The organism is Catenibacterium sp. GCM10023432 (genome assembly GCF_042651925.1).
Classification (GTDB): Bacteria; Bacillota_I; Bacilli_A; order Erysipelotrichales; family Coprobacillaceae; genus Catenibacterium; species Catenibacterium mitsuoka.
Genome location: NZ_JBHSEB010000053.1, coordinates 1 through 13,623 on the forward strand (window position 1 = coordinate 1; position 13,623 = coordinate 13,623).

Annotated in this window: 16 protein-coding genes, 1 tRNA gene, 1 CRISPR repeat array and 1 riboswitch (1 of these 19 only partly in view); of the genes, 5 read left to right on the top strand and 12 right to left on the bottom strand. The window is 33.2% G+C overall.

Features of this window, described 5'->3' with window-relative positions:
• Positions 1-610, top strand: a 610-nt coding sequence (locus tag ACFOZZ_RS07625) for a DDE-type integrase/transposase/recombinase (protein ID WP_376815010.1), incomplete at its 5' end; no start/stop codon positions are given.
• Positions 611-893: 283 nt separating this feature from the next.
• Positions 894-1,760: a LysR family transcriptional regulator gene (locus ACFOZZ_RS07630; RefSeq protein ID WP_278861260.1), complete on the top strand. Its 867-nt coding sequence runs from the start codon at positions 894-896 to the stop codon at positions 1,758-1,760.
• A gap of 20 nt (positions 1,761-1,780) precedes the next feature.
• Here the strand turns inward: ACFOZZ_RS07630 and ACFOZZ_RS07635 are convergent, their stop codons facing one another.
• On the bottom strand, positions 1,781-2,197 hold the full coding sequence (locus ACFOZZ_RS07635) for a hypothetical protein (RefSeq protein ID WP_040390262.1): 417 nt from the start codon (positions 2,195-2,197) through the stop codon (positions 1,781-1,783).
• Between the two features lie 100 nt (positions 2,198-2,297).
• On the opposite strand from ACFOZZ_RS07635, the gene ACFOZZ_RS07640 reads away from it, so the two are divergent.
• Both ACFOZZ_RS07640 and ACFOZZ_RS07645 read left to right on the top strand, forming a co-directional pair.
• Positions 2,298-3,494, top strand: a complete 1,197-nt coding sequence (locus tag ACFOZZ_RS07640) for an O-antigen ligase family protein (protein ID WP_278780098.1) — start codon at positions 2,298-2,300, stop codon at positions 3,492-3,494.
• 38 nt (positions 3,495-3,532) lie between these two features.
• Positions 3,533-4,789 carry a serine dehydratase subunit alpha family protein gene (locus ACFOZZ_RS07645; RefSeq protein WP_376815011.1) on the top strand — a complete coding sequence of 419 codons (1,257 nt, stop codon included), beginning with the start codon at positions 3,533-3,535 and terminating at the stop codon, positions 4,787-4,789.
• 23 nt (positions 4,790-4,812) lie between these two features.
• Here ACFOZZ_RS07645 and ACFOZZ_RS07650 read toward each other — a convergent pair whose 3' ends face one another.
• The 5 genes from ACFOZZ_RS07650 to ACFOZZ_RS07670 all read right to left on the bottom strand — a co-directional run bounded on the left by ACFOZZ_RS07650 (position 4,813) and on the right by ACFOZZ_RS07670 (position 7,998).
• A complete protein-coding gene (locus ACFOZZ_RS07650; RefSeq protein WP_337524254.1) occupies positions 4,813-5,565 on the bottom strand; it encodes a ChbG/HpnK family deacetylase in 753 nt (250 codons plus the stop codon).
• A 282-nt stretch (positions 5,566-5,847) separates the two neighbouring features.
• Entirely contained in the window at positions 5,848-6,162 is a 315-nt protein-coding gene (locus tag ACFOZZ_RS07655; protein WP_376815012.1) for a type II toxin-antitoxin system RelE/ParE family toxin, read from the bottom strand.
• A 1-nt stretch (position 6,163) separates the two neighbouring features.
• Positions 6,164-6,466, bottom strand: coding sequence for a type II toxin-antitoxin system RelB/DinJ family antitoxin (locus tag ACFOZZ_RS07660; protein WP_195920847.1), 303 nt, complete (start codon positions 6,464-6,466; stop codon positions 6,164-6,166).
• Between the two features lie 312 nt (positions 6,467-6,778).
• Positions 6,779-6,934: riboswitch (M-box (ykoK) riboswitch) on the bottom strand.
• A 61-nt stretch (positions 6,935-6,995) separates the two neighbouring features.
• A tRNA-Thr gene (locus ACFOZZ_RS07665) sits at positions 6,996-7,071 on the bottom strand.
• A 312-nt stretch (positions 7,072-7,383) separates the two neighbouring features.
• Positions 7,384-7,998, bottom strand: a complete 615-nt coding sequence (locus tag ACFOZZ_RS07670; RefSeq protein ID WP_278861024.1) for a hypothetical protein — start codon at positions 7,996-7,998, stop codon at positions 7,384-7,386.
• Positions 7,999-8,092: 94 nt separating this feature from the next.
• Here ACFOZZ_RS07670 and ACFOZZ_RS07675 point away from each other — a divergent pair, with 94 nt between their 5' ends.
• Positions 8,093-8,290: a hypothetical protein gene (locus tag ACFOZZ_RS07675; RefSeq protein ID WP_376815013.1), complete on the top strand. Its 198-nt coding sequence runs from the start codon at positions 8,093-8,095 to the stop codon at positions 8,288-8,290.
• A gap of 12 nt (positions 8,291-8,302) precedes the next feature.
• Here ACFOZZ_RS07675 and mscL read toward each other — a convergent pair whose 3' ends face one another.
• The 6 genes from mscL to ACFOZZ_RS07705 form a co-directional block, all read right to left on the bottom strand.
• Positions 8,303-8,695, bottom strand: a complete 393-nt coding sequence (mscL, locus tag ACFOZZ_RS07680; protein WP_278780088.1) for a large conductance mechanosensitive channel protein MscL — start codon at positions 8,693-8,695, stop codon at positions 8,303-8,305.
• A 24-nt stretch (positions 8,696-8,719) separates the two neighbouring features.
• Positions 8,720-9,700 carry an SseB family protein gene (locus ACFOZZ_RS07685; protein WP_279147509.1) on the bottom strand — a complete coding sequence of 327 codons (981 nt, stop codon included), beginning with the start codon at positions 9,698-9,700 and terminating at the stop codon, positions 8,720-8,722.
• A 4-nt stretch (positions 9,701-9,704) separates the two neighbouring features.
• On the bottom strand, positions 9,705-10,670 hold the full coding sequence (locus tag ACFOZZ_RS07690) for an SseB family protein (protein WP_376815014.1): 966 nt from the start codon (positions 10,668-10,670) through the stop codon (positions 9,705-9,707).
• A 14-nt stretch (positions 10,671-10,684) separates the two neighbouring features.
• Positions 10,685-11,647, bottom strand: coding sequence for an SseB family protein (locus ACFOZZ_RS07695; protein ID WP_376815015.1), 963 nt, complete (start codon positions 11,645-11,647; stop codon positions 10,685-10,687).
• A 64-nt stretch (positions 11,648-11,711) separates the two neighbouring features.
• Positions 11,712-12,365: an HAD family hydrolase gene (locus tag ACFOZZ_RS07700; RefSeq protein WP_376815016.1), complete on the bottom strand. Its 654-nt coding sequence runs from the start codon at positions 12,363-12,365 to the stop codon at positions 11,712-11,714.
• Between the two features lie 160 nt (positions 12,366-12,525).
• Positions 12,526-13,098, bottom strand: a complete 573-nt coding sequence (locus ACFOZZ_RS07705) for a hypothetical protein (RefSeq protein WP_376815017.1) — start codon at positions 13,096-13,098, stop codon at positions 12,526-12,528.
• Between the two features lie 329 nt (positions 13,099-13,427).
• Positions 13,428-13,623: a CRISPR direct-repeat array (repeat unit 36 nt; unit sequence GTCATCTTCTAGCAAAATAATAGATGGTAGCAAAAC); it runs 2,877 nt beyond the window's last position.

Here is a 13,623-nt window from a genome sequence, read left to right on the forward strand (position 1 = left end):
GAAGGATATGGTTGACCATTATCCCTATAAGATTGGTTCTGTGTTAACAGGCGATGAAACATACATCAAATTAAGAGGAAAGAATCAGTATGTATTCTTCTGGTCAGACCCTAGTTCAAAGATCATCACATCTCATACCATCTATCCCACACGTGATACAGAATGCGCCTGTAGGTCAATCTATGACTGTCTGAAACACTATAACGGAAAGATTCCAGAGAACCTTACACTCATCACTGATGGCAATCCTATTTATAATGCAGCTCAGGTATTCTTTGATATCAACGGCATCAAGTTCGACCTTCATCAGGTAATCGGCGTTAAGAACAAGGATGAGATATCTAAGAAGTACAGACCCTTCAAGCAGATTGAAGAGAGACTGAATCGAACATACAAACAGAACTACTATGGCACTAACGGCTACGACAAGTTAGAAGGTGCCAATAGCTATATGATTCTTTTTGCATGCTTCTATAATTTTCTGAGACAACATTCATCACTGAAGTACAAGACACCTGTATCTGGCTTGTTTGATAATAATATGCTTATGCCTGATCAGTGGCTCAAGCTCATAGAGATATCACATCAGTACCATCCAGCAGACAATTAATCATTTCTCCAGATAGTGCTCCAGGAGACGATACCCTCATTGCGCCTTTTTAGGTGTTTTTTTATTACCTTTATAATCATTTGGTTTAGAAAAATTCAAAATATTCAATTTTAATACTACATGAATGATATCGCATCGTTCATCGAGCCCTGAAATCTGTCATTCATCAAGTTTTTCATAAACTTTTGACTCTACCAAGTATTCTATAAATAATAAGTAGAAAAGTACAATGCCAGTTTTGTATTATGCTATAATGTGAGTGCATAGTGAGGAGGAATATTAAATGATTGAAATTGGACAAGTTGAACAATTATTAGCTGTTTCTAAATATGGAACATTATCTAAAGCGGCTGAAGCATTACATATCTCTCAGCCAGCTCTTTCTCGTGCCATGCAGAAGCTTGAAGAAGAACTGCAGGTTCCTATTTTTGACCGTGAAAAGAATCGTATTACTTTAAATGCGACTGGTAAAGTAGCAGTTGATTATGCACAGAAGGTATTATTTTCTGCAAATGATATGATTGCTCGTGTACGTGAATATGATCGTATGACTCATACAATTAGTATTGGATCATGCGCACCTGCGCCTTTATGGGATTTAGTACCTTATGCTGGTAAGATATATGAAGATATGGCTATTTCTTCAGAAATAAAAATGCCAGATATCTTATTATCTGGTTTAGAGAATGATTTATATACAGCTGTTGTATTAAATAAGATTCCTGATAGTAAAGAATTATATTATGCGTTATATGATACAGAAACATTGTATTTCTCATTAGCACCTGATCATCCTCTTGCAGACAGTAAAGCATTATTCTTTAAGAATCTAGATGGTCAGACAATGCTGTTGTATTCTAGAATTGGTGTATGGTATCCAATGCATTTAGAAACACAGCCTCATACTCATTTTATTCTTCAGGATAATAGAGAAGTATTTATGGATCTGACTCAGAATTCTACTCTTCCTACATTTATTTCTGATTTATCTATAGAAAGAGATGGCAAGCCAGATAATAGAAAGATTATTCCAATCATAGATAAAGAAGCGACTAATAGTTTCTATCTTGTATGTAAGAAAAAGAATAAGAAACTATTAGAACCACTTTATCGTGCTGTAGAAAAAAGATTAGAAAAGAAAAAGAAGTAGTTATTAAAAACTACTTCTTTTTAGAATCCTAGATAACCTAGAATAGCACTGACATAGAATAAGATACCTGCAACGATTAATAAATAGTTAGACCAAGTGCTTTTCTTCTTTAAATAGAATGTATTCGCCTGTTCCCCTAAATAAATAGGATATTCCTGTCCTTTTACATAATCTTTTTCAATCTTTTCTACTTTAAATTCCTGGATAGATGCCTGGTTATACTTCTTTGTACCATAAGAATACTGGAAGATAGGACGACAATATAAGTTATTGACTTTCTTATAACCATGGTAAATTCCTTTAATTTCTCTTTTATCTTTCTTAAAGAAGATTTCATAGATTCCATAAGCCATGAGTAGTGTTCCTAAAATAATAGATAGGATAATCATGAATGGAGATCCTGATTTAAAAGAGAAGAATGAAGTGTTCATATTCATATATTCTACCTCCATAGAGTATTCTACCAATATTTCGTGAGTAAACAATATTTTTTTTGATTTTTCGTGTATAATATAGAATGTAATAAAGGGGGTTCTCATGGATATTATTAAAAACTTAAAGTCACGTTTTGATTCTGTGCAATGTGATTTTCTTATTGCGGTTGCCGCAATATTCCTTCCTTTCTATATTACTGTAGTGATTCATGCAATTATATTCTTTAAATGGATTAAACAGGGTGAAGTAAAGAAAGGTTATGAAGAAGCAAAACGCAGTAAATATATTATTTTCTTTTCAGCACTTATTTTCTTAACAAGTGTCTTTTATCAGAACTGGCCAGGAGCTGGTGTATCATTAGGTTATTTGATGTTATATAGTATGACACTTGTATATAGACGTCATGCAAGTGAAGAACTATTTGATACAATGTTGAATATAGTGATTGGTTTAAGTGTATTTGCAAGTGTATGGGCTATTATTGAATATATCTTCATCTTAAGACAGTTTGATCTTGAAGGATGGTATTTGGTTGTATTTAATGCACCACAGTATCGTACGAATGCGATGTTCTTTAATGCGAACTACTATGCAATGATGATTGAGTTCTTTGTGGCTATTTGCTTCTATAAGTTCTTGAAGTATACTCATAATCATGGATTCATGAATCATATTAAAGAAATAGTGATTATTGGTTTAATTACATTACTTAACTTATTCTGTCTATATTTAACAGGATGTCGTACTGCTTGGCCTGCACTTGCTGGTGGTCTTGCGATTATGTTGTTGTTTAATCGTAATTATAAGAGTTTTGGTGGTATTTGTGCTGTAGGTGCAGCCGGTGTTGGTTTCTTTATCGCAAAACCTCAATATATTCCACGTATGAGCAATATTGTGAAATACTTAGGGGTAAGAAGACATATCTGGGAAGTTGCTATTCAGAACATTAAGACACATTTCTTATTTGGTGAAGGACCTATGACATACTGGCACATTTATGCACAATATAATGGGCATCCTACACAGCATTCACATAATATCTTTATTGATCCTGTTTTATGTTTTGGGATTATAGGATTATTAGTGATTGCACCGTTCTTCATTGAAAATATTAAACGTTTATATCGCTTATTAAGAACTAAGTGTAACCCTACTCTTGTTGCTTTAATTGTAGGCTATATTGTGATGATCTATATTCATGGATTACTCGATTATACAATCTTCTTTGTATCAACTGGATTCTTATTTGCGATGATAGTAAGCAGCTTTGACATTTATAGAAAAGATATTGATCAATAAGGCAATGATTCATTGCCTTTTTAATAAGGAGAAAAAGAATGGATAAAGAACTTTATGAGACTTATGTAAGAATCTTAAATAAGGAACTCGTAACTGCCATGGGATGTACAGAACCTATCGCAATTGCGTATGCAGGAAGTCTCGCAAGAAAGGCATTAGGTGGTATGCCAAATAAGATCTTGATTGAAGTCAGTGGTAATATCATCAAGAATGTCAAGAGTGTTATTGTGCCTCATACTCATGGAAACAAAGGTATTGAAACAGCTGCCTGTATTGGGATTACAGGTGGAGATGCAGAAGCAGAATTAGAGGTTATTAGTCATGTGAAGGAAGAAGATATTATTGCGATGACTGAACTTATGAAGAGTGCCTCTATTAAGGTACAGCCTTTAGAATCCCCTTATTCTTTAGATATTCGTTTAACTGTATCTAATGATGAACATGAAGCAATGGTACATATTGCGGGAACACATACACATATTGTAGAAATGACAAAAGATAATGAAACTATTGTATGTGGAGAAGCATTGAAACAGACTATTGATGAAGATTATCTCACTCTTACTATGCATGATATTTATACTTTTGCGAAAGAAGTCCAAATTGATGATGTAAAAGAGTTATTAGATCAGATGATTGCATGTAATACTGCCATTGCACAAGAAGGAATGCATGGTGATTATGGGGCTAATATTGGTAAGGTGATAGCGATTAGAAAAGATTTACCAAGTCTATTAAAGGCCTATGCAGCAGCTGGTAGTGATGCAAGAATGAATGGTTGTGAACTACCTGTAGTGATTAATTCTGGTAGTGGTAACCAGGGATTAACTGTATCTGTACCTCTTATTATTTATGCAGAAAGAGAACATTTAGATAAAGAGAAGTTATATCGTGCTCTTGTGATTTCTAACTTAACAGCCATTCATTTAAAGACTGAGATTGGTCGTTTATCTGCTTTCTGTGGTGCAGTAAGTGCGGGTGCTGCATGTGGTGCAGGACTTGCTTATTTAAAGGATGCAAGTGAAGAAGTGATGAATCATACAATCGTGAATGCCTTAGCTATTACTTCTGGTATTATCTGTGATGGTGCTAAAGCAAGCTGTGCTGCAAAGATTGCGGTAAGTGTAGAAGCTGGTATTCTAGGTTATGATATGTATATGAATGGTCAGCAGTTCTATGGTGGAGATGGTATTATTTCTAAGGGTATAGAAAATACAATCCACAATATCGGTGTATTAGGAAGTCAAGGTATGGCTTCTACTGACCAGGAAATCATTAAAATTATGTGTGAATAGTAAAAGCTGCCAATTGGCAGCTTTTAGTGTCCTATTTCATCATAAGTATATAAGTGTATATCATGTTCTTTAAGATAGTCTTTGAGTTCTTTTGAGCATAACATCTCTGCTTCTTTTGTACGATCAAGAGTGAGAGAAGAAGTACGTAGTATTTGTGCATCTAGATAACCTGGATGACAAACTAATAAATCACAACCATCATCATGTGCATTCTCTACCATTTCTTTAAAAGATTTAAAAGGATCATAGCCTTCCTTCATACTCTCCATATGCATATAGAGTTTTTCTCCTGCCAGATCAACAGGTGTTCCATCAAAAGAAATATCATTGAACTTTAAATTGTGTCTTTTCGCAACAATTTCAATACCTTTTAATAGATTATCACTGGCTACTGCATGAGCTTCAAAATAAGAAGGTTCAAGATGAGTTATCTCTTTAAATCTTTTATATTGTGCTTCTATTTCTATAATTGCTTCTTCTAGTACTACAAAGTCTTCTTTACTTTGTCTATATGTTCTACTTGACTTAAATTGTCCATTCTCATCTACAAGACTTGGAATAAGTTTTGGATCACTGATAGGAGTACCAATACATACATTGGTATGCTGTCCTAAACAGATATCTAAATCCTTTACAAGTTCATAGCCTTCTACAGAATCAGGCATATTCACCATAAAACCAATATTCTTAATCACACCATTTTTTACTGTATCATATATACCATAATTCACACCTCGGCTGTAACCTAAATCATCAGCACGTACCATAATCTTCATAAAAAATCCTCCTAAATAAAAATGATCCTGGTTATCATACTTATTATATATATACAATACATAATAAGATCATACCGCCAGGATCACTTCTTTATATATATAGTTTACCCTATAGTGTAAGCGTTGTCAATTGAGACAAATAAAAAAACCAAGTGCACTGCCACCTGGTCTAAACGCAATATATTTCCGCGACTAGACGAATATTATTGCGTTTTTATTATATGTGATATTCTTCTTTTATGCAAGAGAAAGGGCTATAACGAATAGATAGTATTTTATCATCTAACCTTTTAATCGGCTTTCAATATCTGATGCACTATATAATACATCTGTTACAATCACATTATCTCCCTGGATTACAAAAAAGACAGAGTAATTGTCTACCAACAATCTTCTCATCTCTTTGCTTCGTTCCGGCTCTGATTCCATAATACAGATTCTCTCAGCCATAGTATCCAATGTCAAAATAGTGTCCGCAATTCGGTTATATTGATCCATCGCATTTTCCGGTGCCTGAAGAACATAAGCGATATGATTATACAACTGCTCCATATCAGCCAATGCTTCATTTGTAATCTCAACCGTATAGTGTTTCATATCAATGATTCTCCCTGAATTTTGCGAATGCTTCCGTTGCATTTTGCACTCTTCCTGCAGCTATATCATTGTAACCTTTTTCCAATTTCTGATGAATTTCTTCTGTTGTCATGCCATCTGCATGAATCGATACTGGTGCTTTTGGTAAAGAAACAGAAAATGGAATTCCACCTGTAAGAGAAATTTGATTCAAATACATATCAATCGCTGTTGACATAGGAACACCTAACTGAGACAATACTTTTTCTGCCCTCTCTTTGACGGCTGGGTTTACTCTTAAGTTTAATGTTGCTGATTTTCCCATAATCACACCTCCTTGCTTCTTATATTGTAACGCTTTTGTCGTTACAATTCAACTGCTATTTCTCACATGTATCTACTTTACAATTGAGGAATCTATAATCTTGTATTTTAGTCATTTTCATTCCTTTACAAAATGTATTTTTTTGTTTTACTCCGTCTGATTCTTTACTCTTTTTATTATTGATATCTACAGCTGGAGTTACATCAGATGAGGATATTTTTCTATAAGAAACAATTGTTCCACCTGATAATTATGCAATAGTTAGCTTTCAAACAAAAAAAACATATACCCAATCGGATATATGGTCCTATGTCTTATGTTCCGTTTGGGCTTTAGTTCTAAAGGGCAATGTAACTACATTAGTCTATGCCTTAACGACATAGACTGTTCAAACCAGCGAATGATGTCTCCATCATTTTGCGGCAGCAGTCCGTATCCCCGAAGTAACCGCACTTAACGATTTCATATATATGTAAAATACCTACTACTCATCTACAATAGACAAAATATACAGCTATGACAAAATGAATGGTGCCGACTGCAGGAATCGAACCTGTGACCTACGCGTTACGAGGGCGTTGCTCTGCCTACTGAGCTAAGTCGGCATCTAAGAATATTATAGTCTCCTGTTATTTTAAAACAAGTAAAAACCACTGGAGGAGAGCCAGTGGTTCTAAAAAACAATTTAATACAATTAGAAGGGAGTTTTATTTATGAATCGTAAACAGGACGCTTTTATTATTAGGGAGTGGCCCTCTTTACAGTTATTACTATAATCTTAGTATATGAACTAAGTATGAACATAAATAAAAAAAAGATCTGACTCCCTATTTCAGACCTTTCCAAGAGCTATTCTAATCGTAATACGACTCCCACAGTCATATTAGCATACTTTTTCTATAACAACAATATTTTTGTTACGCTTTGTTTTCCATATCCTTTATTTTTTCAATAAAAGCAGGATCATATTTCTTTCTTAGGCTCTTTCCAGCAATAAAGCTTGGTGAAGTAATAAGAGGACCATACGTCAACTGGATACAGGCATCTAGATATAAGCCAAATACAGATGAAATATAACTATATGACTTGTTTAATGCATAAATATGGTAGAGGTTTAAATCATTGAAAATGGATTTATCTGCCATAATGCAGGCTACTAGTTTAGAACCTTCATAGATAGGATATGCGTAACCTGTTTCTAATCCAACTCTATACATCTTATATTTAACACCGTCATATTTTAATACAAAGTAACCTGATTGAGATGTAAAGCCTGTTTTCTGATAAAGAATACCTGTTTTTTCTTCCTTAAACAACATTGCATACTTCTTATGTCCTACATTACTCCATCCAGGATCTTTTCTTTCTGGATCATAGATTAAAGAGAATTTACGTGAGAGAAAATTACCTTGAATTTCTCCTCCTTGATTAAACTGTTTAGGTAAAGAGGCTCCACCTAGTTTATTATTTCCTTTTACAATTTCATAATCTATATTAAAAATAGATAAAATCTGGTTTAAGTCTATTATCATAACAAAACACACTCCTTTCCCATATTTTAACATTATTATTCGCTTTTAAAAAGAGTTCATTATGTATATAATTAATTCGAAAGAGGTGAAGTGTATGGCTATTAAAGTAAAAGCAAAGAATGCAGATACTCTAGAGGAAGAACTAGAAGAATGGTCATTAGGTGTCAATCTTGTAAATACAGCACCTACTCAAACAAAAGAAACCGTCACTTTTAGTACAGACCAAATAAAAAAAGATAAGTCTAAGAGAACGACTTATCTTAATGATGATCTAGAAGATCCTACATTATAAGCACTTAGGTGCTTATTTTTTTTCTTTTAAAAGATCTCTGATTTCTTCTAGTAATGCAATATCTTCTGGTTTTGGTGCAGGGACTGCTTCTTCTTCCTTCTTACGGAAGCTCATTACCTTATTAATCGCTTTAATGCAGATAAAAATACAGAAAGCCATTAATAAGAAGTTAATGAGGTTAGAAAGGAATGCTCCATACTTGATATGAATATTATTTACTTTAAGTGTAAGTTCTGTAATATCAGATGGAATCTTAATGATTGCAGATAATACAGGCATGATAATATCCTGTACAAGAGATGTAACAACAGCAGTGATAGCAGTACCTAAAATAACACCGACAGCCATATCAATGACATTGCCTTTAAATGCGAATTCTTTGAATTCATTCCATAGTTTTTTCATCTTGTTTTCTCTCCTTATGTTAAGTTATGCAGCAGGTGTTTCGTCTTCTTCCTGATGACCGCTTATAGCCTTGATGAATTCCTTGCTGATAATAAATGCCTGATCAAATGGGTTGACTAATAAAGCGTCATATTCTCCAGCACCTAAGAATGTAGCAATATGCTGATCAAATGGACGACATTCGCTGATTAATACCTGACCTTCTTTTAATTCAACATTATCTTTGATACCCCATTTATCAATCTGTTCATTAGATGTAAAGAGTGGTAAATAGCTTAATTCATTACCTTCATCATCTTCTGCAGATAATGAAGGAATAATCATAGGTACATCCTTTTTTAATTCATATGTACCATCTGGTAAAGTAACTAAATCTGATTTATTCACAATCGTCATTAATGCAAGACATGAACGTGATACTAAATCATCCATAACTAAAGAGAACTTTTCTTTTGCTTCTTCACCTTGTGCTTCCATATATTCATCATATAACCAAGAAAACTCCATATTACCTGGTACTCTATGACCAATTGTTTCGTGATGGTCTACACCGTCATTTTCTTCAATACCCATATGGCTTAATGTGTTTCTATCTAGAGTAAATGCATCTGTTTCTGGATCAATGACCATACCATAGATTTCATCATCACCTGTATTGAATAATTCATTTAATAAGAATTCATAGTCTACTTCTACTAATACATTATGACGATCTGGGAAATCAGAATCTTCTAGAATAGAAGAGTTCTGTGCATTTTCTACAGTAGTATAAATCGCATACCATTCATCTCCGTCATCATCACATACTGTCTGTAAAAAGTATGAATCTTCATCATCATCGTCTACAGAAATATATGTAAGGAATGTAGAAGCCTTTAATGCATGCATTAAATCATCTTCTAATTTAGTGGCAGTAAAAAAAGTTTCATTGTATTTACCACAGCTTTCTTTCCAATCTTTATCTGTTGTTTCTACTGGTGTTGTGCTTAATAATGGTTTACTCATTCTTTTACTCCTCCCCTTCTATTAATCCCATTGTAGTTAGGATTTCTTTTGTAAGTACAATATTATCTGTGAATGGATTAATAACGAGTGCATCAAAGGCTTCACCATTATTAAGTCCTCCTAGATGAGTATCGAGATCAGCAGTCATTAATATAGATTTTCTTTCTTCATCTTCAGCGTTCCAGCCATCTAATGTTTCAATATCTTCCTGTGATGTAAAGAGTGGAACAATATTAGCTTGATCACCATTATCTTCACTTGATAACATTCTAATCGCAAGATCTACATCTGATCTAGCAATATATGTATTACCATCTTCTACTACTAAATCTTCTTTTCTTACCATTATAGGTAATGCGAATAAAGCATCATCAAATGCTTTCATCATATGACTAAAGATTTCTGCTTTCTTATCATCATCTTCAGTATTCTGGAAAATATTCCAAATTTCTTTAATAAGGATATTTGCAGGAGTGAAGTTACCTAAATCTTCTGTATGATTTAAACCATTACATAAACGTTTAGAAATCTGTACTAATTCTTCTCTTGTAAGAATATAGTCATCACTAAATGGGTTAATCACAATACCATCAATTTGTTGACTATCAGCAAGTGTAAGTTCTCTTGTTAGGAAAGCATAGTTGACCTCTACTGCTTCTACTTTTCTTCCTGGTATTGATGTTTCAGGTTTCGCAAGACTGCTTTCTAATTCTTTAATTGTAGTATAGACAGAAATAAAAATACTGCTGCCATCTTGTGGTGAAATAGTAAAGAATGAATGATCATAATCAATGTTTTCACCATTTTCTGGTAGGTTCATATAACCATAATAGTGTGATTCTGTAAGATTCTTAATGAATGCTCTATAAGCGACTTCTTTGTCAGCCTGAGCCTTTTTCCAGGTATCAAGGGATTCAGTCCATCTTGATGCATTAAATACCTGTGAATTGTTAAAAGGTTTGTAATTCAACTTGTTTTCCTCCTCTAGTTGATTGTTTCTTTATTATAAAACATTTCATCTAGCATGTCTTTAGAAAAGCCTAGATGATCTGTAAAAGGATTAATGAGAATACCACAAAATGCATTACTAGAAAAGAGTATATCTCTGTATGAATCAAATGACTGACATGTAATAATCATTTCCATGTCTAGTTCATCATGATCAAGATTCACTCTTTTAATATCATTTAATCCTGTAAATAAACTAATATAGAGTTTATTAGGATCAGCATGAGAACACATGAGTGGTTTGATATAAATTTCAGCACCTGTATGTATTGCAAGTTCTCCTGTCTTATTTGTATATAAATCTTTCTTATTTACAAGTACTGGACAAGCAAAGACCCCATCCTCCATAAGGGCTTCTACACTTTCTTTTAGGAATTCTTTAACACGTGGATTTCTACCATTAGAGTAATAAATCTTCATGTTCTTTTTAAACTTAAGATTGGCTGGTACAAGACTTGGTAAATCTTCTTGATGATTAATACCTGTTGTTGTATTGTGTCCTATACTATTTAATAGTTTTTCATCCGCAACAAGCTTTTGTGAGAAAGGATTAATGACTAGACCACTTAAACCTTCTGTACGCATATATATCTCTTCTAAGAGACGTTTATAGGATGATACCATTATTTCTACCTGGTAGCCTTCTTGGGGTTCTGGAAGGTCTATATAGTCTGTTATTTCCTTTATATTTGTGAAAGCAGGTAAATAGGATTGTTGATCTTCACCAGATACAGAAATGATTTCATAATCTGATTCATCATTGTTTAAGGGGCGTTGGACCATAACTAGATAATCTGAATGAGATATTAGATAATGAAAATGTTCTGTGATATCTGTATTCAGATCATAGCACTGAAACCAAAGGTTAAAGAGATTATTCCATTCTTCATCATCAGGATAATATTGTGGTGCTACAATACTTAAACCATTGTAATCCATTAAAAAACCTCCTTTCTACTCTATTGTAACATGATAGAGGTGATGAGAGCTTTGTATTCTTAAATTATTTTATTAAATCTAGTACTTTCAGAAGATTTTCTTTGATGCACAACAAGTGTGATTGTGTCATATCACTAATATCTACTAAATCAGGTACACCAATGACATCAATACCTGCAGCATCTGCTGCAATAATACCATTTCTAGAATCTTCTAGAATGAATGTTTCTTCCTTGTTTAGACCATAGATTTCAATAGCTTTATTAAATATTTCAGGATTTGGTTTAGCACGAGTGACATGATCACCACATACAAACTTATCAAAGTACTTGTCTAAACCAGCAGACTTGAGAGAAAATAGTACATCTGGTTCAAATGTAGAACTAGTAAGAACCAATGTATAACCTTTATCTTTTAGATAAGTTAATAGTTCATGAGCACCTTTTTTTACTGGCATAGGGTTTGTTTCTAAGTATTTTCTTGTTTCTTTGATTTTATCTTCTCTAAAGCGAGTAAAGTAGTATCTATTCCCAGTGATTTTCTCTAACATCTCTTGTGATGCAAGTCCATTAGAACCTATTGTTTTATAGGCAGCTTCTGAGTTAAATGGTTCATTATGATTTGCGAATACTTTTTCCCACATCTTGATTCCTAAGGCTTCACTGTCTATAAGTAATCCATCCATATCAAATAATACGTTCTTTTTATTTTCTAACATTGTGTAAATCCTCCATATCATTACTTTATCATTATATGGGGAGATTGGGTATATGTAAAATAATTATTGATAGCGATTACAGTTTGTGCTATAATAGGAGACGAAAAGAAAAGCAGAAAAAAGACTTGAATATTCCCCCATTCAAGTCTTTTTTTTATGTTTAATTTACTTTTTTTGATGCCTGCATGTATTCTTCTTGGCAATGCTCCACAAATTGGGCAGCCATAGTAGTTGTATAGTGTTCTGTTTCAGCAATATACTCATCAACATATACATCTGTATGATGGCCAAAGGAATGAAGAAAACTACTTAGTAGTTTAGTCAACTCATTATAGTAGTTAATCCCTTCTTGTTTAGATATCATACCTGTCATTAAAGAATAGTAAAGGCAGAAGTTAACAGAACCAGGACGATTAGATGTCATAGCATCTATACCATACCAAATAGGATTTTCATCTATTGTATATGGTCCGTTTTCCATCATAGTATATACTTCTGACGGATCAAAGGGTATGTGTGCTTCTTCATAGAAATCGTCTAATAACTTAATTTGATGTTCTCTAGAGAGGGTACTGTGAGAAACGATTTGATAACTTATTCCTAAACAGTAGGTTTCGAAGCAGTCTAACGCCTTGATGTTGTTGAAGAGTTGTTTGTACATACTACTGTCTTTTACATTAATATAAAGTTCATTGAGTTTACGTTTAAATGAATGAAAGTCTGATATTTTCATAGTTGTTTACCCCTTTCCAATAATTATTATACTGATTGATTTATGTATTTCAAGAAATCAAAAAGTGTATAGATAACAGGCAATAATACAGATCAAGCTTAAAAGACCAATCTTGTAGAATTGGTCTTTTAAATGGTTAATTAGACTATCTTCTGTTCAGTTAAATATTGAATAACATCATTTGCAGTAATACATATGTTACATCTAGCAAGTAAATATATGGTAGCAAATTGGATGTGTTATTTTGAACTGATTGTAAATAGTCTTAATCTAGCAAAAATAATAGATGATAGCAAAACGTACAAAAGGATGGGAATCAGAACTTATAAGTCATCTTCTAGTAAAATAATAGATGGTAGCAAAACTCTATCACCATCAGCCTCGATTGCACGATAGTCATCTTCTAGCAAAATAATAGATGGTAGCAAAACTTTGCATAATTCTCATACCACTCATCCAAAGTCATCTTCTAGCAAAATAATAGATGGTAGCAAAACTAGGATAATTAGTAACTTTTTCTAATTT

Bases quoted from the DNA above. Each gene is read 5' to 3' on its own strand.
- ACFOZZ_RS07630 (WP_278861260.1), top strand. From the start codon at position 894: ATGATTGAAATTGGACAAGTTGAACAATTATTAGCTGTTTCTAAATAT.
- ACFOZZ_RS07635 (WP_040390262.1), bottom strand. From the start codon at position 2,197: ATGAATATGAACACTTCATTCTTCTCTTTTAAATCAGGATCTCCATTC.
- ACFOZZ_RS07640 (WP_278780098.1), top strand. From the start codon at position 2,298: ATGGATATTATTAAAAACTTAAAGTCACGTTTTGATTCTGTGCAATGT.
- ACFOZZ_RS07645 (WP_376815011.1), top strand. From the start codon at position 3,533: ATGGATAAAGAACTTTATGAGACTTATGTAAGAATCTTAAATAAGGAA.
- ACFOZZ_RS07650 (WP_337524254.1), bottom strand. From the start codon at position 5,565: ATGAAGATTATGGTACGTGCTGATGATTTAGGTTACAGCCGAGGTGTG.
- ACFOZZ_RS07655 (WP_376815012.1), bottom strand. From the start codon at position 6,162: ATGAAACACTATACGGTTGAGATTACAAATGAAGCATTGGCTGATATG.
- ACFOZZ_RS07660 (WP_195920847.1), bottom strand. From the start codon at position 6,466: ATGGGAAAATCAGCAACATTAAACTTAAGAGTAAACCCAGCCGTCAAA.
- ACFOZZ_RS07670 (WP_278861024.1), bottom strand. From the start codon at position 7,998: ATGATAATAGACTTAAACCAGATTTTATCTATTTTTAATATAGATTAT.
- ACFOZZ_RS07675 (WP_376815013.1), top strand. From the start codon at position 8,093: ATGGCTATTAAAGTAAAAGCAAAGAATGCAGATACTCTAGAGGAAGAA.
- mscL (WP_278780088.1), bottom strand. From the start codon at position 8,695: ATGAAAAAACTATGGAATGAATTCAAAGAATTCGCATTTAAAGGCAAT.
- ACFOZZ_RS07685 (WP_279147509.1), bottom strand. From the start codon at position 9,700: ATGAGTAAACCATTATTAAGCACAACACCAGTAGAAACAACAGATAAA.
- ACFOZZ_RS07695 (WP_376815015.1), bottom strand. From the start codon at position 11,647: ATGGATTACAATGGTTTAAGTATTGTAGCACCACAATATTATCCTGAT.
- ACFOZZ_RS07700 (WP_376815016.1), bottom strand. From the start codon at position 12,365: ATGTTAGAAAATAAAAAGAACGTATTATTTGATATGGATGGATTACTT.
- ACFOZZ_RS07705 (WP_376815017.1), bottom strand. From the start codon at position 13,098: ATGAAAATATCAGACTTTCATTCATTTAAACGTAAACTCAATGAACTT.